The 25,572-nt window shown below is 66.0% G+C and carries 25 protein-coding genes and 1 tRNA gene; 16 read left to right on the top strand and 10 right to left on the bottom strand.

Features of this window, described 5'->3' with window-relative positions; genetic code table 11:
* The first annotated feature begins 18 nt into the window (after positions 1-18).
* Both shn_RS00370 and shn_RS00365 read left to right on the top strand, forming a co-directional pair.
* On the top strand, positions 19-825 hold the full coding sequence (locus shn_RS00370) for a phosphodiesterase (RefSeq protein WP_064332369.1): 807 nt from the start codon (positions 19-21) through the stop codon (positions 823-825).
* Positions 826-946: 121 nt separating this feature from the next.
* Complete coding sequence (locus shn_RS00365; RefSeq protein WP_064328673.1) at positions 947-1,582, top strand: DUF1236 domain-containing protein; 636 nt, start codon at positions 947-949, stop codon at positions 1,580-1,582.
* 54 nt (positions 1,583-1,636) lie between these two features.
* Here the strand turns inward: shn_RS00365 and shn_RS00360 are convergent, their stop codons facing one another.
* The 4 genes from shn_RS00360 to shn_RS00345 form a co-directional block, all read right to left on the bottom strand.
* Positions 1,637-2,884 (bottom strand): alpha/beta hydrolase, encoded by a 1,248-nt coding sequence (locus shn_RS00360; protein ID WP_064328672.1) that lies wholly within the window; start codon positions 2,882-2,884, stop codon positions 1,637-1,639.
* Positions 2,885-3,111: 227 nt separating this feature from the next.
* Positions 3,112-3,188 (bottom strand) — tRNA-Arg (locus tag shn_RS00355).
* Between the two features lie 135 nt (positions 3,189-3,323).
* A complete protein-coding gene (locus tag shn_RS00350; RefSeq protein WP_245337344.1) occupies positions 3,324-4,769 on the bottom strand; it encodes a HAMP domain-containing sensor histidine kinase in 1,446 nt (481 codons plus the stop codon).
* Between the two features lie 241 nt (positions 4,770-5,010).
* A complete protein-coding gene (locus shn_RS00345; RefSeq protein WP_064328670.1) occupies positions 5,011-7,017 on the bottom strand; it encodes a methyl-accepting chemotaxis protein in 2,007 nt (668 codons plus the stop codon).
* A 418-nt stretch (positions 7,018-7,435) separates the two neighbouring features.
* Between shn_RS00345 and rpmH the strand changes: the two genes are divergently transcribed.
* The 5 genes from rpmH (at position 7,436) to yihA (ending at position 11,631) form a co-directional block, all read left to right on the top strand.
* Positions 7,436-7,573 (top strand): 50S ribosomal protein L34, encoded by a 138-nt coding sequence (gene rpmH / locus shn_RS34820; RefSeq protein WP_037405882.1) that lies wholly within the window; start codon positions 7,436-7,438, stop codon positions 7,571-7,573.
* A 33-nt stretch (positions 7,574-7,606) separates the two neighbouring features.
* Positions 7,607-7,999, top strand: coding sequence for a ribonuclease P protein component (gene rnpA / locus shn_RS00340; RefSeq protein WP_064328669.1), 393 nt, complete (start codon positions 7,607-7,609; stop codon positions 7,997-7,999).
* Positions 7,999-9,795: a membrane protein insertase YidC gene (gene yidC, locus shn_RS00335; RefSeq protein WP_206362194.1), complete on the top strand. Its 1,797-nt coding sequence runs from the start codon at positions 7,999-8,001 to the stop codon at positions 9,793-9,795. Before rnpA ends, yidC begins: the two co-directional genes overlap by 1 nt.
* Before the next feature lie 218 nt (positions 9,796-10,013).
* Complete coding sequence (locus shn_RS00330; RefSeq protein WP_084437677.1) at positions 10,014-10,925, top strand: DMT family transporter; 912 nt, start codon at positions 10,014-10,016, stop codon at positions 10,923-10,925.
* Positions 10,926-10,977: 52 nt separating this feature from the next.
* A complete protein-coding gene (gene yihA, locus shn_RS00325) occupies positions 10,978-11,631 on the top strand; it encodes a ribosome biogenesis GTP-binding protein YihA/YsxC (protein ID WP_064328667.1) in 654 nt (217 codons plus the stop codon).
* Between the two features lie 3 nt (positions 11,632-11,634).
* On the opposite strand, the gene shn_RS00320 is transcribed toward yihA, so the two are convergent.
* Positions 11,635-12,348: an anti-sigma factor domain-containing protein gene (locus shn_RS00320; protein ID WP_245337343.1), complete on the bottom strand. Its 714-nt coding sequence runs from the start codon at positions 12,346-12,348 to the stop codon at positions 11,635-11,637.
* Between the two features lie 288 nt (positions 12,349-12,636).
* Between shn_RS00320 and argB the strand changes: the two genes are divergently transcribed.
* Positions 12,637-13,524 (top strand): acetylglutamate kinase, encoded by an 888-nt coding sequence (argB, locus tag shn_RS00315; RefSeq protein WP_064328665.1) that lies wholly within the window; start codon positions 12,637-12,639, stop codon positions 13,522-13,524.
* Positions 13,525-13,557: 33 nt separating this feature from the next.
* On the opposite strand, the gene shn_RS00310 is transcribed toward argB, so the two are convergent.
* Positions 13,558-14,460: an EamA family transporter gene (locus tag shn_RS00310; RefSeq protein WP_064328664.1), complete on the bottom strand. Its 903-nt coding sequence runs from the start codon at positions 14,458-14,460 to the stop codon at positions 13,558-13,560.
* Between the two features lie 103 nt (positions 14,461-14,563).
* Between shn_RS00310 and shn_RS00305 the strand changes: the two genes are divergently transcribed.
* Positions 14,564-15,259: a pyrimidine 5'-nucleotidase gene (locus shn_RS00305; protein WP_064328663.1), complete on the top strand. Its 696-nt coding sequence runs from the start codon at positions 14,564-14,566 to the stop codon at positions 15,257-15,259.
* A gap of 138 nt (positions 15,260-15,397) precedes the next feature.
* Entirely contained in the window at positions 15,398-16,351 is a 954-nt protein-coding gene (locus shn_RS00300) for an EF-hand domain-containing protein (RefSeq protein ID WP_168168882.1), read from the top strand.
* Positions 16,352-16,580: 229 nt separating this feature from the next.
* Here shn_RS00300 and shn_RS00295 read toward each other — a convergent pair whose 3' ends face one another.
* A complete protein-coding gene (locus tag shn_RS00295; protein ID WP_064328661.1) occupies positions 16,581-17,474 on the bottom strand; it encodes an LOG family protein in 894 nt (297 codons plus the stop codon).
* A 187-nt stretch (positions 17,475-17,661) separates the two neighbouring features.
* Here shn_RS00295 and dapD point away from each other — a divergent pair, with 187 nt between their 5' ends.
* From dapD to shn_RS00275, 4 genes are all read left to right on the top strand, one after another.
* Positions 17,662-18,519 (top strand): 2,3,4,5-tetrahydropyridine-2,6-dicarboxylate N-succinyltransferase, encoded by an 858-nt coding sequence (gene dapD, locus shn_RS00290; protein WP_064328660.1) that lies wholly within the window; start codon positions 17,662-17,664, stop codon positions 18,517-18,519.
* 3 nt (positions 18,520-18,522) lie between these two features.
* Positions 18,523-18,909: a DUF805 domain-containing protein gene (locus shn_RS00285; RefSeq protein ID WP_064328659.1), complete on the top strand. Its 387-nt coding sequence runs from the start codon at positions 18,523-18,525 to the stop codon at positions 18,907-18,909.
* A gap of 90 nt (positions 18,910-18,999) precedes the next feature.
* Positions 19,000-20,193: a succinyl-diaminopimelate desuccinylase gene (dapE, locus tag shn_RS00280; RefSeq protein WP_064328658.1), complete on the top strand. Its 1,194-nt coding sequence runs from the start codon at positions 19,000-19,002 to the stop codon at positions 20,191-20,193.
* Entirely contained in the window at positions 20,180-20,776 is a 597-nt protein-coding gene (locus shn_RS00275) for a hypothetical protein (RefSeq protein ID WP_064328657.1), read from the top strand. Before dapE ends, shn_RS00275 begins: the two co-directional genes overlap by 14 nt.
* 24 nt (positions 20,777-20,800) lie before the next feature.
* Here the strand turns inward: shn_RS00275 and truA are convergent, their stop codons facing one another.
* The 3 genes from truA to def form a co-directional block, all read right to left on the bottom strand.
* On the bottom strand, positions 20,801-21,544 hold the full coding sequence (gene truA, locus shn_RS00270; RefSeq protein ID WP_064328656.1) for a tRNA pseudouridine(38-40) synthase TruA: 744 nt from the start codon (positions 21,542-21,544) through the stop codon (positions 20,801-20,803).
* Entirely contained in the window at positions 21,544-22,488 is a 945-nt protein-coding gene (gene fmt, locus shn_RS00265; protein ID WP_064328655.1) for a methionyl-tRNA formyltransferase, read from the bottom strand. Before fmt ends, truA begins: the two co-directional genes overlap by 1 nt.
* Positions 22,489-22,589: 101 nt before the next feature.
* Positions 22,590-23,114: a peptide deformylase gene (gene def, locus shn_RS00260; protein ID WP_064328654.1), complete on the bottom strand. Its 525-nt coding sequence runs from the start codon at positions 23,112-23,114 to the stop codon at positions 22,590-22,592.
* 125 nt (positions 23,115-23,239) lie between these two features.
* On the opposite strand from def, the gene shn_RS00255 reads away from it, so the two are divergent.
* Together shn_RS00255 and shn_RS00250 are read left to right on the top strand one after the other, a co-directional pair.
* A complete protein-coding gene (locus shn_RS00255; protein WP_064328653.1) occupies positions 23,240-24,433 on the top strand; it encodes a DNA recombination protein RmuC in 1,194 nt (397 codons plus the stop codon).
* A 44-nt stretch (positions 24,434-24,477) separates the two neighbouring features.
* Positions 24,478-25,377, top strand: a complete 900-nt coding sequence (locus shn_RS00250) for a ribokinase (RefSeq protein ID WP_064328652.1) — start codon at positions 24,478-24,480, stop codon at positions 25,375-25,377.
* Positions 25,378-25,572: the final 195 nt, after the last annotated feature.

Raw genomic sequence — 25,572 nt, 5'->3', positions numbered from 1 at the left:
CCGCTGCGAGACCTTTTCATGACCAAGCTCATCGTCTTCACCGATCTGCACATGGTGCCCGAGGGGGCGACCATCATCGGCCTCGATCCCTACCAGCGCCTGCTCGCCGGCATCGAGCACGTCAACCGCTATCATGCCGATGCCGACCGGGTGATCTTCACCGGCGACCTGACGCACCGTGCCGACACCCAATCCTACGAGCGCCTGCGCGATCTCCTGTCGCTGCTCGTGCCTCCCGCCGCCATCACCATCGGCAACCACGATTATCGCGAACGCTTCCTCGAAACCTTTTCCCATGTGCGACCGGACGAGAACGGTTTCGTGCAGCAGGCGATCGATTTCGACGACTGCCGCGCGGTGCTTCTCGATACGCTCTTCGCCCCGCCCTACGATTATCCGCGCAGCCATGCCGGCTATCTCTGCGAAAGGCGCCTGGCCTGGCTCGACAGCGCGCTTTCCGGCGCCGGCGACCTGCCCGTCCTCCTCTTCATGCATCATCCGCCGCACAGGACCGGTTTTACCGGCATGGACGCGATCCGGCTTTCCAACGAGGATGCCTTCTACGACATCGTGCTGAAACACGGCAATGTGCGCCACATCTTCGCCGGCCATGTGCACCGCACGATCGGCGGCTCGCATCGCGGCGTTCCCTTCTCGATCCTCAAGAGCCCCGTGCACCAGCAGCCGATGCCCTTCGACACACCGAACGCCTCGCTCTCGGTCGACGAACCCGCGGCCTACGGCATCGTCGTCGTCACGGAAGACGGCCTGCAGGTGCACAACGAGGACTACGAGATCGCACGGCGCGATGCGGAAATCGCCTGAGAACCGGGTTAACGTGCGTTACACATCGTGATGCGCCGCCGCGTCCGCAGCGGAACCGAAGGAAGAACGTGACGTTGTCTCCGTCGAAGGGGTGGGAAACCCGTTTTCGAAGGAGAATGACATGCGTAAGTTTCTGATGGCCGGCGCCGCCCTGGCGCTCATCGGCGCCACCGCGGCCCATGCGGATGACGGCGACAAGGAAGTCCTCGGCGGCGCGGCCGGCGGCGCTGCGGGCGCGGCCGCCGGTGCGGTCGTGGGCGGTCCGGTCGGCGCCATCGTCGGCGGCGCGGTGGGCGTTGCCATCGGTGCGGAAGCCGCCGTGCCGGACGACGCCCGCGTCTATGTGCTGGAAAACCCGACACCGCCCGTCGTTCTGGAAGGCCAGGTGACCGCCGACACGCGCTTCGACGACACCGTCACGCTGACGCCGATCCCCGACCACCCGGACCTCGCCTATGTCTATGTCGACAATCGCCCGGTGATCGTGCGCACCGATAACCGCCAGGTCATCTACGCACCGGAGATCGAAACGACGGCCAGCATCTCCGCCGACATTCCGGAGACGACGATCACCTATGTCGAGCGCCATCCGCTGGAGCCCGTCGTGCTGGAAGGCCCGGTCGAGGCCGGCGCCTTGATCCCGGAGACCGTGCAGATCGTCGAGGTGCCGGAAAGCCCCAGCTACGGCTACATCTATGTCGACCAGCGTCCTGTTCTGGTCGACCGCAATACCCGTGAGGTCATCTGGGTCCGCTGACCCACACGGGATTTGTGAAGGAAGGGCGGCTCCCGCGGGGGCCGCCTTTTCATTTTACTGGCCGGTCGCGGTCACCGCGGTGTCCTCCACGGATTGACCGAAGCGCAGCCAGTGGTCGTTGTAGTTCTTGCGTGTCACCGGGTCGAAGACGGCGATGGGCGTGGAGACCGCGATACTGGCGACGCTGCCGACCGTCTGGGCGGTGCCGAGCGCCACCGCGCCGAGGCGGTCACCGAGACCGACCTCGGAATCCGTGACGGTCTGGCCGGCGATCAGCCGGTTGCCGATGAGCCGCACCACCTCCGGGCTTTCCGCGAATTTCCCGTGGTTGAGGCTGTCGCCGGATTTCAGCGCCGTGAGATCGAGCACGATGATGCCCTGCTTCTCCAGCATGCTGCGATAGGGTTCCTGCGAGGGATCGATCTGGCCAAGCCGGTCGACATTGCCGGAAATGCGCCGCGAGAGCGTCAGCGCTCGGTCGTCTCGCGAGACGAAGAGCGTGAATTGCGGCCGATCCGTGCCGATGGCACGCAGTTGCTGGCCGAAGACGTCCACGTCGAGATCGGGCGAGGCGAGAATGACCTGCTGGATCTTCTTCGGCACGCGCCCGTCGCGGATCGCCATCTGGCGCAGCGTTTCCACCGCCAGCCAGGTGCCCATGGAATGGGCCATGATGGTGATCTCGCCGACCTCGGGCGTATCGACCGCCGCGCGCAGCAGCTCCTCCAGCGCGTCGCGCGAATAGTTGGTGCTTTCCTTGTCGTAGGAATAATCGAAGATGCTGGCGCGCGAGGGCCAGGTGAAGATCACGGGCGCCGCATCGGTCTTCGAATCGTGCACGATCTGCGCGAAGCGGTAGACGGCGTCCTCATACCGGTTGTTGAAGCCGTGCACGAAGACGAGCACGCGGCGGCTCTTCGGCAGATGCCCGTCGAGCCAGGCGCGGCCCTTCTGCGCGCTGTCGATCGGCGTCACGCTGACGGTCGAGAAGTTCTTCATCGGATCGGCCGGCAGCTTTTCCGGCCATTGCACCTGGCCGACCTTGCGCTTGCCGTCCGGCGGAATGGAGACCTTGATGTCGCGCATCACGAGTTCGGAGCCGCGCTCACCGGAAAACAGGACGCCCGGCTGCTGCGAGGGCGCGCGGGTGGTGGCGACCAGGAGGTCGACCGTGGAGACGCCCGCCGGCGTTTCGCCGCTCGGCACGAGCACGCCTTCCGGCCGGCCGGCGCACCCCGCAAGGGCAAGCAGTCCGGCGAAGATCACGCGACGCAATACGCGCGGCATTTCGCGGTTCATCATGCCCCGCTTCCTTCCGCTTTCTGGTTTCGCCGGTGCATGCCTCGCACCGCTCATCCCTGCTTAGCCGAGCGGCGGGCGGTTTTGAAGAGAGCCCGAAGACAAGGACCGCCACGGAAAGTCCCTGCGTGGCATATCGGTCACGCGAACGGCAATGCCGGGCAAGAGCCGAGCACGGCGATATACGACCGCAGGAGGCCGGCAGGCATCTTTTGGAAATGGGAAAAGAATGGCGCACCCGAAGAGATTCGAACTCCTGACCCCCAGATTCGTAGTCTGGTGCTCTATCCAGCTGAGCTACGGGTGCGCTGGCAGTGGCGGGCTTATTGCCCGGCTGCGAGGCGGTTCTCTAAAGGGTCCTCCGGCCTATTGCAAGCGTCTTTCGCAGAAATAATGTACTTTTTTCATCGGGCCGTCACAAAGGGAGCGGCAGAACCCCGGATTACGAGGCGCGGTGGCGGAAGGCGTCGAGGGGGACGGGGCGGTCCGGCAGCTCGATGCGGAACAGCGTGCCGGGCGTCGGCTTCTCCACCAGCGCGATCGTGCCGCCATGGGCGAGCACCAGTTCGCGGGCGATCGCAAGGCCAAGGCCCGTGCCGCCCGAGCGCACGGAACCGCGGAAGGCGGCGAAGAGGTTTTCGCGCGCCTTGGCGGGCATGCCGGGGCCGTTGTCGTCGATGGCGATGGACACGACGCTGCCGGTGCGAAGCCCCGTGACGAGCACGGTGCGCCGCTCCGCGCCGCTGTCCTGCGACAGCGCCTCGACGGCATTGCGGCACAGATTGTGGATCACGCGGAAGAGCTGCTCGCTGTCGGCATCGACCTGGAGACCCGGCTCGACCTGCGCAACGAAATCGATGTCGCTGCGCGAATCGAGCGCCAGCACCTCGGAAACCTCCTGCACCAGCGGGCGCAGCGCGACGAAGCGGCGGCGCGGCTCCGGCTCGCGCATGCGGCCGTAGGAGAGCACCTCGTTGGTATAGCCCACCGCCCGGTCGATGCTGCGCAGGAGCTTCGGCGCGACGCGCTTGACCACGGGGTCGTCGACATCCGACAGGCGGTCGGACATCAACTGGGCCGAGGAGAGGATGTTGCGCATGTCGTGGTTGATCTTCGACACGGCAAGACCGAGATCGGCGAGGTTCTTCTGCTCCTTCAGCGTGCGCTGCAGCGTCTGCTGCATGGCGGCGAGATGGATGCCGGCGACGGCGATCTCGTCGCGCCCGCCGGACGGCTCCAGCACGCGCGCCGGGTTCGACGGATCGGCGGCGAATTCCTGGATGTTCGCGGTCATGCGGCGGATCGGGCGGATCAGCAGGCGGTTGAGCGCGAAGAAGATGGGGCTCGCCGTGACCACGGAAATGATCATGGACAGGATGAAGACGTTGCGTGCGTAGCCGAGCATGGCCCGGCGCAGCGCCCGCTCGTCGAGCAGCAGCTCGATGCGCGTGCTCGATTCGCCGACCGGGCCGAAGACGCGGATGACGCGCTCGCCGCCGAAGAGCAGCGTGTCGAAGGCATCGTAGACGGCGGTGAGCGTCGAGACGTCGGAAAGGTCGTATTGCGCGTCGATGCTCGGCGGCATGTCGACGGCGGCGACCATGCGGGAGGCGTCCTCCCGCTTCAGGATGATCGCCTTGGTGCCGGTCGCCATCAGCGTCTCTTCCTGCACGGGGCGCGGCAGTTCGTGGTCCGGCAGGCCTTCGATGACGACGCTGGCGGCGGCGGCCGTGTTCAGGCGGTCGCGCAGCCATTGCAGGCGCATGTTGGCGACCGACGGCACGAAGATCAGCACCTCGGCGATCAGGACGAAGATGGCCGTGACCAACAGGAGCCGTCCCGACAGGCCGGACAGGAAGCCGACCGCCGGCACCGGCTTCTCGGTCAAGGACGGTGTCCCGTCTCTGTCCACCATGTCTCAACTCCCAGACAGGCCGCAATGCGGCGAACGCATCGTGATTGGAGATCGACGACGTATTTCAGTCAATCATAGGAGATTGCGGCAAATTTTCCAACGTTGCCGCGGAGACGGCAAAAACGCGGCGATCCTGCGATCGCCGCGCTGAAGGCTGGAATCCGGCTACCAAATGCCGCAGGGCGCCCGTCTGCGCGCTGCGAAGGGGCAGCGATCAGAACTCTTCCCAGTTCTCCTGGGCGACCGCCGCAGTGGCGGCACCGCGGTTGCCGCCGAAGGCGCGGGCGACATTGCCGATCATGCGGCGGGCGGGCGATTCGACCGGACGGGTCTCGGCGCGCACGGCCGCCACGCGCTGCATGGCATCGCCGGTGCGGAAGCGGGCGACGAGGTCGGCCAGGCTGTCGGCCTCGCCCTTCAGCTTGTGCGTCGCAGCCGAGGTCTCCTCGACCATCGCGGCATTGTGCTGGGTGACCTGGTCCATCTGGTTGATGGCCGTGCTGATCTCCTGGAGGCCCGTCGCCTGCTCGCGGGCGGCCGTGGCGATCGCGTGGATGCGATCGTTGATGGTGACGACGCGGCTTTCGATGTCGGAGAGGGCCGCGCCCGTCTCCTGCACATATTTGACGCCGACGGAGACTTCGTCACCGGACTTGGTGATCAGGCCCTTGATGTCCTTGGCGGCGCTGGCGGCGCGCTGGGCGAGCTCGCGCACCTCCTGGGCGACGACGGCAAAACCCTTGCCTGCCTCGCCGGCGCGCGCGGCCTCGACGCCGGCGTTGAGCGCCAGGAGGTTCGTCTGGAAGGCGATCTCGTCGATGACGGAGATGATCTGGCTGATCTCGTTCGAGGCCTGCTCGATGCGGCTCATCGCGCCGATCGCATTGCGCACGATGTCGCCCGACTGTTTGGCGCTCTGCGTCGCCTCGCCGACCATGGTCGTCGCCTCGTTCGCCCGCTCCGTCGAATTCTTGACGGCGGCGGTGATCTCCTCGAGGGCGGCGGAGGTCTCCTCCAGCGCGGCGGCCTGCTGCTCGGTACGCTTGGAAAGGTCGTCGGAGGCGGTGCGCAGCTCGCCGGAATTGGCGTTGATCGCATCCGTCGAGGCGCGCACCTCGCGCATGGTGCGCTGGAGGGTGGAGAGCGTCGCGTTGACGTTCTGCTGCAGCTCGGCGAAGGCGCCGCGGAAGGCGCCGTCCATGGTCTGCGTCAGGTCGCCCTCGGCGAGCGCGCCGATGACGCGGCGAGTTTCGGCAATGCCTTCTTCCACGCCGGCGACCAGCTCGTTGACGCTGCGCGCGAAGCGGTTGAGGTCCTCGTTCTGGTAGTCCTTGTTGATGCGCGAGGAGAAATCGCCCGCGGCCGCGGCATGGACGACGGTGGCGATCGAGGACTGCAGGTCGGCGCTCTTCTCGCGCAGGATCTCCTCCTGGGCGTTGAGGTCGCGCACGGTGATGGCATTCTGGCGGAAGATGGCGACGGCGGCGGCCATTTCACCGATCTCGTCCTTGCGGCCGGCATAGGGCACTTCCGTGTCGAGATCGCCGCCGGCAAGGCGGTTCATCGTCTCGGTCACGTTCTGGATCGGACGGCTGAGCTCGTTGGTCGCGATATAGAAGGCAACGCCGCCACCGAGCGCGAGGCCGACGCCGACCGTGCCGAGCACGAGCATCAGCATGAGGGTTTCGAAGGCGGCGACATCGGCCTTGATCGCGGTGAGGTTCTCGTTGTCCGTCTGGACGACGGCGTCGATCTCCTGCTGGAAGGCCTTGCGGTTGGCGCGGTTGCCCTCGTTGTTGCCCTGTTCGTTGGCCGCGGCGATGGAGACGGTCGTGCCGAGGCGGGCCGTTTCCATGCGGAAGGTGCGGAATTCGGCGGCGCGCGCCACGACGGCGTCAAACGCGGCCTTCTGTGCCTCCGGCACGATCGGGCGCCATTCGTTCAGCGTCTTGTCGATGCCGTCGAGTTCCTTGGCGATGCCTTCGGCAAATTTCTTGGCGCCGTCCATGTCCTTGGAGGCATAGATGCCGCGGGCTTCCATGACGACGGCCGTGACCTGGCGGTTCAGGTGCTCGCCGAGGAAGGCGCGGTCGGCGGCATTCTCATACTGGCGGAGCTTATCGCTGTATTCCGAGACCACATGGACGGCGATGCCGCCGATGAGGACGGAAATAAGGCCCATCAAGCCCACGATGAGGTAGATCTTGCCGCGTATCTTCACGTCACACTCCAAAGAACGATGGATGGCAAGCGGGATTCACCCACCTGCCTTCATGGAGGAAAGTAAACGCTAAAAGTTAATTAGACTTTGATACAACCGCCCAAATATTGAGCGTATTTGCAACTCCTAATGCAGCAGGACGGGAGAGGAAGCCGGAAAATCCGGGGATTGCGCCTCACGTTACGTGACGGGAACATGACAAAGCACAATTCACATGCAACTTTTAGGTGTCACCCGTTAACCATTGTGACAGTCGCGCGCGTCGCCGCGTCCGCAATTGACTTTCGACCGTTTTTGCCCTTATAAGCCGCGCACGTCCGGAAAGCTTGGCTTCCCGCGAGGGCAAGCCTGTGCCGGACTTCAACGCTCCTTGCGTAACGCAAACCCAAGAAGGGCCGCACACCGCGGTATTAAATAAATGTCGAAGCGTACCTACCAACCCTCCAAGCTTGTCCGCAAGCGTCGTCACGGTTTCCGCGCCCGCATGGCAACGAAGGGCGGCCGCAAGGTCCTGTCCGCACGTCGCGCCCGCGGCCGCGCACGTCTCTCGGCCTAAGGCCGTGCCTGCCCGAACAGAGGCGACGGGCATATGACGGAAACTGTTGAAAAACCTGCTGTCGGACGGCTGAAAAGCCGTCCGCAGTTTCTTTTTGTGCGCGAGGGCGAGAAACGCAGGGGACCGCTGTTCCTTCTCGAAGTGCGCGACCGGCAGATGCCGGACGAAGCGCCCCGCGTCGGCTTCACCGTTACCAAGAAGCACGGCAATGCCGTGGAACGCAATCGCATGCGCCGGCGCCTGAAAGAGGCGGTGCGGCTATCGGCCGGGTTTGCAATGGAGCCCGGACACGACTATGTGGTTGTCGCCAGACGGGACGTGTTGAGCGCCCCCTTCAAAACCCTTGAAGCCCGTCTCAACGACAGGATCGCGACGGTCAAGAAACAGAAGCAGCAGCAGCGCCCTGCTGCTCCCGGGAAAGAGTGATGGAAAAGAACCGCAATTATTTCGTGGCGATCGCGCTGTCCGTGCTGATCCTCGTGGCCTGGCAGTTCCTCTATGTGAACCCCAAGCTGGAGAAGGACCGCGCCGCGCTCGAGGCGCAGCAGGCCGCGCAGAGCCAGCAGACGACCACGTCCGGCGGCACGACGACGACCGCGACCGGTACGAGCGGCGCCCTGCCGGGCGGTACGTCGACGGCGACCACGACCGAAACGCGGGAAGCCGCGCTCGCCCGGTCCGCCCGCGTCGAGATCGACACGCCGTCGCTTTCCGGCTCCATCAACCTGACGGGCGCCCGCTTCGACGACCTGAAGCTGAAGGAATTCCACGAGACCGTCGAAAAGACGAGCCCGATCATCACGCTGCTCAGCCCCGCCGAGACCGAACACGGCTACTTTGCCGAAATCGGCTATGTCGGCAGCGAGGCGACCGGCCAGGTCCCCGGCCCGCAGACCGTCTGGACGCAGGAGGGCGATGGCAAGCTGACGCAGGCGACCCCCGTCAAGCTCACCTATACCAACGACAAGAACGTCACCTTCACCCGCACGATCTCGGTCGACGAACACTACATGTTCACGATCGCCGACAGCATCGAGAACCGCACGGATGCGGCGATCGCGCTTTCGCCCTATGGCCGCGCGACGCGCTTCTTCAAGCCGAGCGATCCGTCCGTCTACGTGCTGCACGAAGGTTTCATCGGCGTGCTCGGCGATCTCGGCCTGCACGAGGTCAAATATTCCACGACCGAAGACGACACGGCGGTCGCGCCCGGCAAGGCGACCGGCGGCTGGCTCGGCATCACCGACAAGTACTGGGCGACGGCCCTTGTGCCGCCGCAGGCGACGCCCTACGAGACGCGCTTCTCCTATTTCCAGGACGGCCGTCCGCGCTACCAGGCGGACTACCGCCAGGACGACGTCACGATCGCGCCCGGCCAGTCGGTCGAGGTCAAGAACCTCTTCTTCGGCGGCGCCAAGGAAGTGCCGATCATCGACCAGTATGAGGCGTCCTACTCCATCCCGCGCTTCGACCTGATGATCGACTGGGGCTGGTTCTGGTTCTTCACCAAGCCGATGTTCCAGATGATGGACTTCTTCTTCCGCTATTTCGGCAATTTCGGCATCGCGATCCTGATCACCACGATCGTCGTCAAGGGCCTGTTCTTCCCGCTTGCCAACAAGCAGTACGCCTCCATGGCGAACATGAAGAAGATGCAGCCGAAGATGGAGGAGCTGAAGGCCAAGCACGGCGACGACCGCATGGCGCTGCAGCAGGCCATGATGCAGCTCTACAAGGAGGAGAAGATCAATCCGCTCGCGGGTTGCTGGCCGATCCTCCTGCAGATCCCGGTCTTCTTCGCGCTCTACAAGGTGATCTACGTCACCATCGAGATGCGCCACGCGCCGTTCTTCGGCTGGATCCAGGACCTTTCGGCGCCCGATCCGACCTCGCTCTTCAACCTGTTCGGCCTGCTGCCCTACGACGTGCCGCACATGCTGATGATCGGTGTCTGGCCCATCATCATGGGCATCACCATGTTCCTGCAGATGCGCATGAACCCGACGCCGCCGGACCCGACCCAGGCGATGATCTTCACCTGGATGCCGCTGATCTTCACCTTCATGCTCGCGACCTTCCCGGCCGGCCTCGTCATCTACTGGGCCTGGAACAACCTGCTCTCGATCATCCAGCAGGGCATCATCATGAAGCGCCACGGCGTGAAGATCGAGCTCTTCGACAATCTGAAGGGATTGCTCGGAAAGAAAGCCGGATCATCCTGACGGCCACCCAAGCGGATTTCGAAGAACCCCGGCCTCGCGCCGGGGTTTTCTTTTGCCGATTTTTCTGCAAGGCCCGCTTGCGACATCGCCCCGTCGCTGGCATGGAAGCGGCGCGGGCGCATCCCTGTCATGCTCCCGGCGATCCCTTTGTCTTCATGCAAGCCCGAACGCAAAACCGCTTCTCGCCCTTTTGCCGGACTTGCCCTTGCGAGCGCACCATGTCCGCTTCCACGCTTCCGATCACCCCCACGCTTCCGCAGAGACGGGGGCAAGGCCATGGCGCCGCCCTCGTGCTCGGCTCTGCCGTCGTCTGGAGCTTCGGCGGCACGCTGGCGCGCTTTCTGGCCATCGAGGACGGCTGGACCGTCGTCTTCTGGCGCTCGCTCTTTGCCGCCCTCTTCCTGCTCGGCTTCATGCTGCTGCGTGACGGCCCGCGCGGCACCGTGCACCTGTTCAGGGGCATGGGCCTTGCCGGCATCGCGGTGGGGCTGTGCTTTGCCACCGCCTCCACGTCCTTCATCCTCGCGCTCGCCTATACGACCGTCGCCAATGTCGTGCTGATCCAGGCCGGCGTGCCGCTGATCGCCGCGCTGATGGCCTGGCTGCTCTTCCGCGAGAGGATCGCCCTCCACACCTGGATCGCCATCGCGGCGGTGATCGGCGGCGTTGCCATCATGGTCTCGGAATCGCTCGGCGGCAGCGTCTCGATGATGGGCGATGCGCTCGCCCTGCTGATCGCCTTCGCCTTCGCCACCGCGACGATCATCACCCGGCGCTTCGCCCATGTGCGCATGACGCCCGCCGTCTTCTTCGGCACGCTCGTCGCCTGCGCGGTGGCGGCAAGCCAGGCCTCCGGCTTTGCCGTGAGCAGCCAGGAACTCGGCATTCTCGTCGTTTTCGGCGCGCTCAATTTCGGCCTCGGCCTCGCCCTCTTCGTCACCGGCGCCCGCCTCGTCCCCTCGGCGCTCGCCGCCCTGCTCGGCACGGCGGAGACGGTTCTGGCGCCGCTCTGGGTGGCGATCATCCACGGCGAGGTGCCGGGCGCGCGCACCGTCGTCGGCGGCATCATCGTGCTGGCGGCGCTCCTGTGTTATCTCGGTGTGGAGTTCTGGCGCCAGCGGCGCGCTTGACTTTCGCGGCCAAAACCGGGAAGCCGGGGGCCGGACAACAAGGGCGCGATTTATGACCGAGACGACGTCGCCGGACGACAAGCCGCTGTTCGGCAGGCCGTGGATCTTCATCCGCGGCGTGCCGGCCATGAAATTCCTGCCGCCCGAGGGACCGCCGGAGATCGCCTTCGCCGGGCGCTCGAATGTCGGCAAGTCCTCGCTGATCAATGCGCTGGTCGGCCACAAGGGCCTGGCACGCACGTCCAACACGCCCGGCCGCACGCAGGAGCTCAACTATTTCGTCCCGGACGGCTTCTCCGGCGCCGAGGACGACCTGCCGCCGATGGCGCTCGTCGACATGCCCGGCTACGGCTATGCCCAGGCGCCGAAGGAACAGGTCGACGCCTGGACCAAGCTCGTCTTCGACTACCTGCGCGGCCGCTCGACGCTGAAGCGCGTCTATGTGCTGGTCGACAGCCGCCACGGCATCAAGAAGAACGACGAGGAGGTTTTCGCCCTGCTCGACAAGGCGGCCGTCTCCTACCAGATCGTGCTGACCAAGACCGACAAGATCAAGGATGCCGGCGTGCCGCGCCTCGTCGAGGAAACCCTGCAGAAGATCGCCAAGCGCCCGGCCGCCTATCCGGAGGTGCTGGCCACCTCCTCGGAAAAGGGCCGCGGGCTGGATGAATTGCGCAACGCCATCATCACCGCCATCACCCGATAGGGCTCAATCGAACCGGGCGGCGCCGGACGCGAGGACGGGGCCGGTCGCCTTGCCGCCCGGCGACCCGCCGAAGGGCTCCACGCTGACGGAGAGCATCGCGCCCTGCACCAGCCGCCCGCGCAATTCTCCCGGCACGATGAGCGTGCCCTCGCCGGTCTGCGGCAGCACGCCGAGCGAGACCGGCGCCCTGCCATCCTGCGTCAGCCACAGTTCGAGCGACTTGTCCTTGCCGCCGCCACCGGCGACCGGCGTCACCCGCAGCGAGCCGCTCACATCGTCATAGCGCGCGACGAGATCGATCACGGCCCCCTCTCCCGCCAGGTCCGCGACGAGACGCCCGCCGCTCACCGGGCGCGGCGCGATGAGCGCGCCGATCAACAGGGCAAGGCCCGCCGCAATGGCGAAGGAGGCAAGGGCGAGCGCCCGCCAGAAGGCGAGCGAGCCCCAGCAGCCGCCCGCGACCCTGCCGGAGAACACGGCGTCCCGCGGCGTCGCGCCGAACAGGCATTGCTCCATGGGGGAACGGGCGCGCGGCGGCAGATGCAGCGCCTCGTAATCGTCCTCGAAGGTGGCAAGATTCTCTTCCCAGCGACTGACGATCGCGGCGAACTGGCGGTCCTTGGCGAGGCGCGCCTCGACCTTGCGGCGCTCCTCGGCGGAAAGCACCCCGAGCACATATTCGCCGGCGATCACCTCATCGCGGCGGGGGTCTCTCATCTCTCGGTCGGGCGCCGTCATCGGCTATGCACTCTCTCAGGCTTCGATGAAATCCGGGCGAGGACCAGGCCTCCAACTCCATATAGGCATTCCCTTTCGCTTTTGCTCATGGAAACGCGCAAGCGCGCCATCATATTCCCCATCGCCCTTTCCCGCCACCGATCTTGCGGTCCCCGGCTCGTGTCGTTCCGTCTTTTTCCGGGCACCGGCAGCAATATGGCCGGCGGATCATTCCATCGTCACGAAACATGCGTTAAACAGGCGCCCACCCATTCCCAAGAGGCCGCCATGTCCCTATCCGAAAGCGAAACCCAAGCCCGCCTTCTCGCGCAAGCCCTGCCCTATATGCAGCGCTACGAGAACAAGACCATCGTGGTGAAATATGGCGGCCATGCCATGGGCAATGCGGAACTGGGCAAGGCTTTCGCGAGCGACATCGCGCTGCTCAAGCAGTCGGGCGTCAACCCGATCGTCGTGCATGGCGGCGGCCCGCAGATCGGCGCGATGCTCTCCAAGATGGGCATCGAATCGAAATTCGAGGGGGGCCTGCGCGTCACCGACCAGAAGACGGTCGAGATCGTCGAGATGGTGCTCGCCGGCTCGATCAACAAGGAGATCGTCGCGCTCATCAACCAGACGGGCGAATGGGCGATCGGCCTGTGCGGCAAGGACGGCAACATGGTCTTCGCCGAAAAGGCCAAGAAGACCGTGGTCGATCCGGACAGCAATATCGAGCGCATCCTCGATCTCGGTTTCGTCGGCGAGGTGGTGGAAGTCGACCGCACGCTGATCGACCTGCTCGCGAAATCCGAGATGATCCCGGTCATCGCCCCGGTCGCCCCCGGCCGCGACGGCCACACCTACAACATCAACGCCGATACCTTCGCCGGCGCCATCGCCGGGGCGCTCAACGCGACGCGCCTGCTCTTCCTCACCGACGTGCCGGGCGTGCTCGACAAGAACGGCCAGCTCATCAAGGAACTCTCCGTCGCCGAGGCCCGCGCCCTCATCAAGGACGGCACGATCTCCGGCGGTATGATCCCGAAGGTCGAGACCTGCATCGACGCCATCAAGGCCGGCGTGCAGGGCGTCGTCATCCTCAACGGCAAGACCGCCCATTCAGTGCTGCTGGAGATCTTCACCGAACACGGCGCCGGCACGCTGATCGTGCCCTGATGCTTCTGCCGGCGGCTTCCCGCCGCCGGCCCCTCACCAGAAGAGCAGGCCCAGAATGCCGCCGACGATGAGCAGGCAGCCGACGACTTCCGTGCGGTTGACCCGCTCGTGGAAGAGGAAATACGAGGCCATGAAGGTGAAGACCAGCTCGATCTGGCCGAGCGCGCGCACATAGGCGACCTGCTGGAGGCTCATCGCCGTGAACCAGCAGGCCGAGCCCAGCACCCCGGCAATGCCGACCAGCGCGGACGAGCGCCAGCTTCTCAAGACCTCGACGATTTCCCGCTTGTCCTTCCAGGCCATCCAGACCAGCATGAAGGCCGTCTGGAAAGTGGTGACGCAGGCGAGCGTCACCGCAGCGTTCATGATCGGCCCCGGCCCGTCGAACGAGAGGGACGCGCTGCGATAGGCGACGGCCGAGACGCCGAAGACCGCGCCCGAGGCGATGCCGATCAGGGCGGTGCGGCTCGTCAGGGCGGCGAAGGTGTTGCGCCAGGAGAGCGGCGCGCGGGCGACGGAAATCAGCATCACGCCGATGACGCCGACGACGATGGCGACGACCGCGCCCAGGGTGATGCGCTCGCCGAGCAGCACGAAGCCGAAGATCGCCGCCTGCACCGGCTCCGTCTTGGAATAGGCCGTGCCGACCGCAAAATTCCGCAGCGAGAACAGATAGACGAGCAGCATGGTGGCAAAGATCTGCGCCAGCCCCCCGATGACGGCCCAGAAGGCGAAGGTCCAGTTGAGCGAGGGGAAGGCGAGGCCGACGATGCGGTTCAGCACCAGCACGTAGAGGATCGCCAGCGGAAAGCCGTAGCCGAAGCGCACGAAGCTCGCGCCGCGCGTGCCGAGCTTGCCCTGAAGATGCTTCTGCAGGGCCGAGCGCAGGTTCTGCAGGAAGGCGGCGGCGATGGTGATGGGGATCCAGAGTTCCATGCCCTGCCGCTAGCATGCGGGCCGGGCCAAATCCATCGCCGGCGTCGACCTCCCGTGGAAAATTCCGTTTCCCTTCGCGCAGGCCCATGCCATAAGACGCTCCATGACCGATCTTCCGAACAAAGCCGATTTCAGCCATGTGCGTGACTGGGTCTTCGACCTCGACAACACGCTCTATCCGCACCATGTCGATCTCTTCGCCCAGATCGACAAGAACATGACGGCTTACGTCTCGGCCCTGCTCGGCCTGTCGCGCGAGGACGCGCGCGCCCTGCAGAAGCAGTATTACTTCGACCACGGCACGACGCTGAAGGGCCTGATGATCCATCACGCCATCGACCCCGTGGACTTCCTGGAAAAGGCGCATGCGATCAATTACGACGTGCTGTCGCCCGACCTGCCGCTCGGCGAGGCGATCCAGGCGCTGCCGGGCCGCAAGTTCATCTTCACCAATGGCAGCGTCAAGCACGCCGAGATGGCGGCGAGAGCCCTCGGCATCTTCCACCATTTCGACGACGTCTTCGATATCGTGGCGGCCGAATACGTGCCGAAGCCGGCCGGCGCGACCTATGACAAGTTCATGGCGCTGCACCGGGTCGACACGAAGCAGGCCGTGATGTTCGAGGACCTGCCGCGCAACCTCATCGTGCCGAAGACGCTCGGCATGAAGACCGTGCTGCTGACCCCGCGCGACGAGGGCCACGAATTCACCGATGCCTGGGAGAAGCGCACGGACGAGGACAAGCATATCGACTATGCGACCTCGAACCTGACGGCCTTCCTCAACGCATTGCTCTAGGCAAGAGCCGACACATTCCAGACACGGAAAAAACCCTTTTCCGTCAAAAGCTTGAATTACCAATTTGTAACTGGTGCCGGCCGGCATTCCCCCTATCCTGCCTCCCCAAGGGACGATGATGGATGAAAAGGAATGACCATGGCTAAAAAGGAACTTCTCCTCGGCGCCGTCGCTGCCGGCCTACTGCTTTCGGGCGCCGCCGCCCCCGCCTTCGCCGCCAAGGGCGAGGGCCGGCACGGGCCGCGCCATGCCGCGATGATCGAGCGTCTCGACGCGAACAAGGACGGCAAGGTCTCGCTCGACGAGTTCAAGACCAACATCTCCGCCACCTTCAAGACCTTCGATGCCGACGGCGACGGCCAGGTGACGAAGGACGAGATCAAGGCCCGCCACGACGCGTTCCGCGATGCCCGCAAGGCCGTGCGTGCCGCGACCGACACCGACAAGGACAAGGCACGCGAGGCGCTGCGGGCCGCCGGCCCCTTCATGCTGCCGGGCGCCGGCCGCATGTTCGACCGTGCCGACACCGACGGGAACGGCACGCTTTCCGAAGCGGAAGTGCTTGCCTCGGCGCAGAAGATCTTCGAACGGCGCGACAGCAACAAGGACGGCGCGATCGACACGGCCGATGCCCGCCCCCATAAGGGCAAGGGTCGCCACGGCAAGGGCGGCGAGGAGCGTGCCGAGCGCATGCTGAAGCGCCTCGATGCCAACAGCGACGGCAAGGTCTCGCAGGAGGAGCTGCTGCAGCGCGCCTCGGAAACCTTCCAGCGCTTCGACGCCGACAAGAACGGCGAGGTGACGAAGGCCGAGGTCGACGCGAGGCGCGAGGCCTTCCGCGATGCCCGCAAGGCCGTCCGCGAGGTAAAGGCGACGGATGGCGAGGCGAAGGCGGCCGCCCGCGAGGCGCTGCGCGACGCCCGGATCGATCGCATGGGCGGCCGCATGTTCGAGCGGGCCGATGCCGACAAGAACGGCACGCTGACCAAGGCGGAAATGGAAACCGCCGCCGCCGCGATGTTCAAGCAGCGCGACCGGAACGGCGACGGCTTCATCACCGCCGACGAGATGGGCAGGCGCGGCAACCGCTAAACACCCTCCGTTACGAGCACGTCCGACCAGGAACGCCCCGGTTTCAAAACCGGGGCGTCTTTTTTTTGCGAAAGGCGCGGAAATTTCGCGCAGACCGTCGCCCTCCCCCTGCCGTCATCCTCGGGCCTGCCCCGAGGATCCACATTCCCGACGTGCCGGTGGACGGATGGTCGGGTCGAGCCCGACCATGACGGAGGAGAGGTGGCAGGCGCCCGTAATCGTCCTTACATCAACCGAGCGCGGCCGCCGCCTGCTCGGCCTCCAGCTTCTCGTAAAACTTCACGATGATGTCCCAGGCCTCGTCGGCCGTCTCGACGAACTGCATCAGCTCGACATCGCCGGGCGCGATCGTCCCGAAGGCGGCGAGCGCGTCGAAATCGATGATCCTGCGCCAGAATTCCTTGCCGAACAGGATGAGCGGCACCAGCGCCATGCGGCCCGTCTGCATCAGCGTGACCGTCTCGAACAGTTCGTCCAGCGTGCCGAAGCCGCCCGGAAACACCGTCACGGCCTTGGCGCGCAGCAGGAAATGCATCTTGCGGATGGCGAAATAGTGGAAGTTGAAGCTGAGCTCCGGCGTCACATAGGGGTTCGGCGCCTGCTCGTGCGGCAGCACGATGTTGAGGCCGATCGACGGCGCGCCGACATCGGCCGCCCCGCGGTTGCCCGCCTCCATGACGCCCGGCCCGCCGCCGGTGACGACGACATATTCCTTGAAGCCGAGTTCCGCGGATTTCTCCGAGCACATGCGCGCGAATTTGCGCGCTTCCTCGTAATAGACCGAGGCGGCTTCGAGATTGAGGCGCTGCGTCTCGTTGCGCGCCGCCCAGGCCTCCTGGCCGGGGGCGGGAATGCGCGCGCCGCCGAACATCACGACGGTCGACTTGATGCCGCGCTCGGCGAGCATCATCTCGACCTTCAGCAATTCGAGCTGCAGGCGCACTGGGCGCAGCTCCTCGCGGCAGAGGAAGTCGTCGTCGACATAGGCAAGCCGGTAGGCCGGATGGGCCGATTGCGGCGTCTGCGGCACGACGGCGGCGCGGTGCTTGTCCTGCGCGCTGTCGGCCAACGGATCCCAGACGCCGTCCTTGCGGCGCAGATTCTTCTTCTTCAGTCTTGCCATGTCATTTTCCTGCTTGCTGGCCTGCTTTCCGGCCCCACGGGATTACCATTGCGCCCGTGCGACAGTATCTGCCGGAAAGGGGCTTCATCTTTTCCGGCACTTGCTCTAGAGCATTTTGCAGATTGATGAAATCAACCTTCCGGCATCCCGACAATCGAAAATAAGCCTCGAAGTTTAAGGAATTCCGATGAGCCTGCCTGACCTCGCCACCCTTTCCGCCACCATCGAGCGCGCCTTCGAGGAACGGGACGGCATCAACACCGGAACGCGCGGCGAAGTGCGCGATGCGGTGGAGACGTCCCTCAACCTGCTCGACACCGGCAAGGTACGCGTCGCCCAGCGCGGCGAGGACGGCACCTGGACGGTGAACCAGTGGCTGAAGAAGGCCGTTCTCCTCTCCTTCCGCCTCAACCCGATGGAGATCGTCAAGGGCGGCCCGGGCGACTCGTCCTGGTGGGACAAGGTGCCCTCCAAGTTCGACGGCTGGAGCGTCAACGAATTCGAGAAGGCCGGCTTCCGCGCCGTGCCCAACTGCGTGGTGCGCCGTTCCGCCTATATCGCGCCGAACGCCATCCTGATGCCCTCCTTCGTCAATCTCGGCGCCTATGTCGGCGAGGGCACGATGGTCGACACCTGGGCGACGGTGGGCTCCTGCGCGCAGATCGGCAAGCATGTGCATCTTTCCGGCGGCGTCGGCATCGGCGGCGTGCTGGAGCCGATGCAGGCAGGTCCCACGATCATCGAGGACAATTGCTTCATCGGCGCCCGCTCGGAGGTCGTCGAGGGCTGCATCGTGCGCGAGGGCTCCGTGCTTGGCATGGGCGTCTTCATCGGCAAGTCGACCAAGATCGTCGACCGCGCGACGGGCGAGGTGACCTATGGCGAAGTGCCGCCCTATTCCGTCGTCGTCGCCGGCTCCATGCCGTCGGACAAGGTGATGCCGAACGGCCTGCCGGCGCCGGGGCTCTACTGCGCCGTCATCGTCAAGCGTGTCGACGCGCAGACCCGCTCGAAGACCGGCATCAACGAACTGCTTCGGGATTGAGCCATGGCGGTCGTGGAAGAGCAGAGGCCGAGCCTCGCCTGGCTCTTCTTCGGCTGGTCCGGCCGGGTCAGCCGGGTGCCCTTCGCGCTCGGCTGGGCCTTCTGGCTGATGCTGCTTTCGGCCGCGCTCGCCCGCATCATCATCGTGCCGAAGGAGGATCCCTCCTTCCTCTTCTGGTCCTTCGTCTTCGTCGGCGTGGCGCTCGTTTCCACGGTGTCCTCCGTCCTGCTGACGGTCAAGCGGCTGCACGACATGAACCTGCCGCTGCCGCTGATCATCTGCCTGTTCATCCCGGCCATCTCCTTCTTCGCGCTCTTCGCCTTCATGGTCTGGCCGGGCACGAACGGGCCGAACGACTACGGCCGCCTGCCCAACCGGCCGAAAGACTGAGAGGCGCGCTTCGGGGGCGCGTGACAGCGCACGGCCGATCGGCTAAATCTCGATTCTCCTTCCTCCCTTTCGTGCCGTGACCGCATGTCCATGACCTCCGCCGATCCGATCGCCAATCTTGCAACGCTCATCCGCTGCCCCTCCGTCACCCCTGCCGAGGGCGGGGCGCTGACGGCGCTCGCCGCCATGCTGGAGCCGCTCGGCTTCACAGTGGAGCGCATGACGGCGCGCGAGCCCGGCATGCCCGACATCGAGAACCTCTATGCCCGCATCGGCACCGAGGGGCCGCACCTGATGTTCGCCGGCCACACGGATGTCGTGCCCGTCGGCAACGACGCGGCCTGGACGCATGCGCCCTTCAGCGCCGAGATCGCCGGCGGCGAGATGTTCGGCCGCGGCGCGGTCGACATGAAGGGCGGCATCGCCTGCTTCGTCGCCGCCGTCGCCCGCCAGATCGCAAAGAACGGTCCCCCGAAGGGTTCGCTCTCCTTCCTCATCACCGGCGACGAGGAAGGCCCGGCCGTCAACGGCACGATCAAGCTGCTGCAATGGGCCGCGGAGCGCGGCGAACGCTGGGATGCCTGCCTCGTCGGCGAGCCGACGAACCCGGACCAGCTCGGCGACATGATCAAGATCGGCCGGCGCGGCTCCGTCTCCGGCACGATCACGGTACAGGGCGTGCAGGGCCATGCCGCCTATCCACACCTCGCCGACAATGCCGTGCGCGGCGTGATCGCGCTCACCGATGCCCTGATGCATCCGCCCTTCGACGCCGGCACGGAGAATTTCCAGCCGTCGAATCTGGAAGTGACGACGATCGACGTCGGCAATCCCGCGACAAATGTCGTGCCGGCACAGGCGGTCGCCCGCTTCAACATCCGCTTCAACGATATCTGGACGGCCGAGACCGTGATGGCCGAGATCGTGCGCCGGCTCGATGCCGCCGCGCGCGACGAAAGGCTGCGGCCGGGCCGCCCGCCGCTCCGCTACGACATCGCCTGGGCCGAGCGGCCGAGCCACGTCTTCCTCACCCGCAACGACCGGCTGATCGCCTCGCTCTCCGGCGCCGTCGAAGCCGTGACCGGCCGTGCGCCAAAGCTGTCGACGACGGGGGGCACCTCCGATGCCCGCTTCATCAAGGATTATTGCCCGGTCGTGGAGTTCGGCCTCGTCGGACAGACCATGCACATGGTCGACGAGCGGGTGGCCATCGCCGATCTCGAGACGCTGACCGTGATCTACGAGACCTTCCTCCAGCGCTGGTTCGGCGATGCCCGGGCTTGACGAGGTCCTGCACTATCTCACCGGCGTGTTCCTGCTCGTGCGGCAGAAGCAGGAAGGGTTCGGCTGGCTGGACCTGACGATGCGCGGGCTTGTCCGCTCCTTCTGGGCCTTCGCCTGGTGCCTTCCCGCCTTTGCCGTTATCTGGGCATCCTGGCGGCTCTATTTTCTCGGCAGCATGCCGACGGGAACGCCGGCCGGCCTCTCCTTCTTCGTCAAGCTCCTGGTGATCGACGTGGCGGGCTGGCTGCTGCCGCTGGTGCTTCTGGCGGCGCTCGCGCGTCCGCTCGGCTACGGCAAGCATGTTGCGACCGTGGTGACGGCGAGCAACTGGATCGCCGTGCCCTTCGCCTATGCCGCGGCGATCCCCTTCGCCCTGACGCTGGTCCTGCCCACGAGCGCGCCCTTTGCCGGCCTGCTGCTCTATGCGGTCTTCGGCGCCAGCGTCGTGCTGCAGTTCCGCCTCGTATGGATGTGCGTCGGCAGGCAGACGCTGCTCGCCTCGGCCATGACGGCGATCTACGTGCTGCCGCCGATGATCGTCGGGCAGCAATTGCAGCAACTCCTCGGCACGTTGCCGGGCTGATGCGCCTTTCGCCCTCCGGGCCGCCTAGTAGTCGACAGCCATGAAATAGAGCCCGTCCGGCGGCGCCACGGGGCCGCAGGCCTTGCGGTCGCGCGCCTCCAGCGCCGCGCGCACGTCCTCCCGTGTCCACTTGCCCTCTCCCGCCAGCTTCAGCGTGCCGGCGAAGGAACGGATCTGGTTGTGCAGGAAGCTTTGCGCCGAGACGCGCATCTCGATCAGGTCGCCGCTGCGCGTCACGTCCAATCGGTCGATGGTGCGCACGGGGCTGTTCGCCTGGCACTGGGCGGCGCGGAAGGTCGTGAAGTCGTGCCTGCCGACGAGCATCTGCCCGGCGGCATGCATCGCCTCGTGGTCGAGCGTCCTGGCGACGAACCAGGCGCGGTTCGCCTCCAGCGCCAGCGGCGCTGGGCGCGAGATGATGCGGTAGAGATAGTGCCGCTTCACCGCCGAGAAGCGGGCGTCGAAATCGTCGGGCACCGCCGCCGCATCGAGGATCGCGATCCGCTCGCCGGTCATGCCGAGATGGGCGTTGAGCGCGTTGCGCAGCGTGTGCTCCTTCCACACCCGCGAAAGGTCCGCATGGGCCACCTGCCCCATGGCATGTACGCCCGAATCCGTGCGCCCCGCGCCGCGGATCGAGACGGTCTCGCCCGTCAGCGACAGGATGGCCGCCTCGATGGCGCCTTGCACGGAGTGCCCGTTGTCCTGCCGCTGCCAGCCGACATAGGGCGTGCCATCATATTCGATGCGGAGGCGGTAGCGCGGCATCAGCCGATGACCTGGCCGGCCGCGACGGGCGTGCCTCGCAGGAAATCGGCCGCGTCGAGCGGCTTGCCGCCCGCCTTCTGCAGGCGCACGAGCCGGACGGCCCCGCCGTCACCGCAGGCGATCGTGAACCGGTCGTCGAGAACCGTTCCGGCGGCTTTCGTCGTGGTGTCGCCGGCCCGCGCGCTCGCCAGAACCTTCACCCGCTCCGGCTTGCCGGCGACCGGCAGCTCGAACCAGGCGCCCGGGAAGGGCGAGAGGCCGCGGATATGGTTGTGCACGTCCCCGGCGGGGCGGGAAAAATCGATGCGGGTCTCGGCCTTGTCGATCTTGGCCGCGTAGAGCACGCCCTCCTGCGCCTGCGGGGTCAGCGGCAGGTCGCCGGCTTCGAGCTTCGCCATGGCTTCCACCATCAGGGGGCCGCCCGCCCTCATCAGCGTATCGTGCAGCTCACCGGCCGTCATGGTGTCGCTTATCGCCACGCGATGGGTCAGCGCGACCGGGCCGGTGTCGAGGCCCTTCTCCATCTGCATGACCATCATGCCGGTTTGTGCGTCCCCCGCCATGATCGCCCGCTGGATGGGCGCCGCGCCGCGCCAGCGCGGCAGCAGCGAGGCATGGCCGTTGTAGCAGCCGAGCCGGGTACCGGTCAGGATCGCTTCCGGCAGCAGGAGGCCGTAGGCGACGACGACGGCGACATCCGCCTTCAGCGCACGAAAGGCCGCGCGGTCGGCCTCCTCGCGGAAATTGAGCGGGGTGAAGACGGGAAGCCCGAGCCTTTCGGCCGCCTGGTGCACCGGCGATTTCACCCGTTCGAGGCCGCGGCGGCCGGCCGGGCGCGGCGGCTGCGAATAGACGGCGACGATCTCGTGGCCGGCCTGCACCAGCGCCTCAAGCGTCGGCACGGAGAAATCCGGCGTGCCCATGAAGATGATGCGAAGGGCCATCGGTCAGCCTCCAGGAAAGCAGGTCCAGCAAAAGCGCGAAGCGGTTCTGCGGCCGGAATTGCATGAAACAAAGCCCGGGCGGCAAGCGCCTGGTTGTCGCCTCAGAGCGCCTTGCTGCCGCGCAGCTTCGCCGCCTTGGTGAACTTGCGGATCACCATCTCGCGCTTCAGCTTGGAAATGTGGTCGATGAACAGCACGCCGTTCAGGTGATCGATCTCGTGCTGCAGGCAGGTCGCCAGCAGGCCGTCGGCCTCCGTGAGCTGCTCCTTGCCGTCGCGGTCGAGATGCTTGACGGTGATGGCCGCGGGGCGCTCGACCTCGGCATAATAGTCCGGGATCGACAGGCAGCCCTCCTCATAGACCGAGCGGGCATCCGAGGCGGAGACGACTTCCGGATTGATGAAGACGAGCGGCTTCTTGTCCTCGCCCTCCTTCGAGACGTCGAGCACCAGCATGCGGCGCGCGACGCCGATCTGGATCGCGGCAAGGCCGATGCCCGGCGCATCGTACATGGTTTCCAGCATGTCGTCGGCGAGCTTCTTCACCTCGCTGTCGACGGTCTCGATGGGCTTCGAAACCTGGCGGAGGATCGGATCGGGAAGGATAATCAGCGGCTTGATGGTCATCTCGCCTCCTTAGCGCGGTTTTTTGACGCTTTCAATCGGCTTCAACCGTCGCCGGCGCCGCATGTCCCACGCATCTGTTCACGTTATGATCTGGTTTCCGCCGCAATCCGTGTTATGGTCGCGGCATGATCGATCCGACCTTTGACATGCTGCTCGCCTCCCTCCTTGCCCGGCTCGGCGGCCCCGGCCCGGCGCTCGTGCTGCTCGCCGCCCTGCTGATCGCCGTCTTCGGCCTCCTTTCGGCCCGCCGCAGCCAGGCGCGCCAGCGCGAGGCGGCGGCGATGGCGGAGCTGCGCTTTGCCGAGCTCCTGAAGGCGCAAACGGAAATGCAGGGCCGCGTTGCCGCCATGGCCGACGTCTTCGGCGCGAAGCAATCGGAGACGAACCAGGCGATCAATGCGCGGCTCGACGGCCTGACGCAGCGGATCGGCCAGTCGATCTCCGAGCAGACCCGCTCGACGCACGAGAACCTCCGCCGCCTGCAGGAGCGGCTTGCCGTCATCGACAATGCGCAGAGCAACATCCAGTCGCTGGCGAAGGACGTGGTCGGTCTCCAGGCGATCCTCTCCAACAAGCAGACCCGCGGCGCCTTCGGCCAGTCGCGCATGGAGACGATCATCGCCGATGCCATGCCATCAGGCGCCTACCAGTTCCAGGCGCAGCTTTCCAACGGCGTCAGGCCCGACTGCACGATCCGCATGCCGAACGGCCAGCCGCCCCTCGTCGTCGATGCGAAATTCCCGCTGGAGGCGTGGAATGCGCTGTCGGACGGGCGCTCGCCCGAGGCCACCAAGCTCGCGGCACAGCAGTTCCGCCGCGACATGGAGACCCATATCCGCGATATCGCCGAAAAATATCTTCTCGCCGGCGAGACGCAGGACACCGCCTTCCTCTTCGTGCCCTCCGAATCGATCTTCGCCAGCATCCACGAGAATTTCGAGGCCATCGTGCAGCGGGCGCACCGGGCGCGCATCGTCATCGTCTCGCCCTCGCTGCTCATGCTGTCCGTGCAGGTGCTGCAGGCGCTTCTAAAGGACCAGCGCATGCGCGAGCAGGCCCATGTCATCCAGGGCGAGGTCATCAGGCTGATGGACGACCTGACGCGGCTCGACGACCGGGTGCGCAAGCTTTCCGGCCATTTCACCGCCGCGCAGAAGGATGTCGACCTCATCCTGACCTCGACGGAGAAGCTGACCCGGCGTGGCGCGCGCATCGGCGACATGGAATTCGAGGCGGCATCAGCGCTTTCCGCGCCTGCGGAGACTGCCGTGGAGACCCGGACGGGACAGCTTCGGCTGAGGGTGGTTGACGAGGACTGACCGCCTCGGGCAGTGTCCGGCGGAAACGACAAGGGGCACCTCTCATGATCACCGTCTTCGGCTCCATCAACATGGACCTCATCGCCACGCCAGAACGCCTGCCGAAGCCGGGCGAGACGGTCATGGGCAGCAGCTTCACCACCGCCGCCGGCGGCAAGGGCGCCAACCAGGCGCTCGCCGCCCGCCGCGCCGGCGCGATCGTGCGCATGGCCGGCGCCGTCGGCGACGACCGGCTGGGCAGCCAGGCGCTGGCGCTGCTCGCCGACGCCGCGGTCGATCTCAACGGCGTGCGCTCCGCCGCCGAGGCGACCGGCACGGCCCATATCCTCGTGGACGACGAAGGCGAGAATGTCATCGTCGTCGTGCCGGGCGCCAACGGCACCGTCGGCGAGGAGGATGCGAAGCGCACCGTCGGCGGCATGACGCGCGGCGACTACCTGATGCTGCAGTTCGAAATCCCCAATGCCGCCATCGAGGCCGCGCTCGTCAGCGCCAAGCAGAAGGGCGTCATCTCGATCGTCAACATCGCCCCCTTCAGCGCCGATGCCGGCCGCCTCGGCGCGATGGCCGACATCCTCGTCGCCAACGAGACCGAATTCGACCTCTTCGTCGGCAAGGGCGAACTCTCGGACGAGGCGCGCGAGACGACCATGCGCGCGCTGCATGCGGGCAGCGGCCAGACGATCATCGTCACGCTCGGCGCCGACGGCGTCGTCGCGATCCGCAGGAACGAGATTTTCCGCGCCGCCGGCCTCAAGATCGAGCCCGTCGACACGGTAGGCGCGGGCGATACGTTCTGCGGCTATCTCGCCGCCTCGCTCGATGCCGGCCTCGGCTTCAAGGAGGCGCTGCGCCGCGCGGCCGTCGCCGGATCGCTCGCCTGCCTGAAGCCCGGCGCCCAGCCCTCCATTCCCTTCGCCACGGCCGTCGACGCGGAAATCTGACGGCGGCGCGGCAGCCTGGCCCGCCGGATTTCGCAATTGGCGCATCAGGCGTCGCATTGACTGCGGCGCCTGATAAATCAGCCGGTTGCGCCGAGAAGTGGCAGCAGCATTTGGTTATTTATTAATATTTTATGGGTTACTGAAGTCCTCAGGCCCGACCCTTCCGGTCGGCGGCCTCTGGCGCTGGTCGCGCGC

The sequence above is a fragment of the Shinella sp. HZN7 genome, from assembly GCF_001652565.1.
Taxonomy (GTDB): domain Bacteria; phylum Pseudomonadota; class Alphaproteobacteria; order Rhizobiales; family Rhizobiaceae; genus Shinella; species Shinella granuli.
The sequence above is the reverse complement of the archived record's forward strand: the minus strand, read 5'-3'. Positions and strand labels throughout refer to the sequence as shown.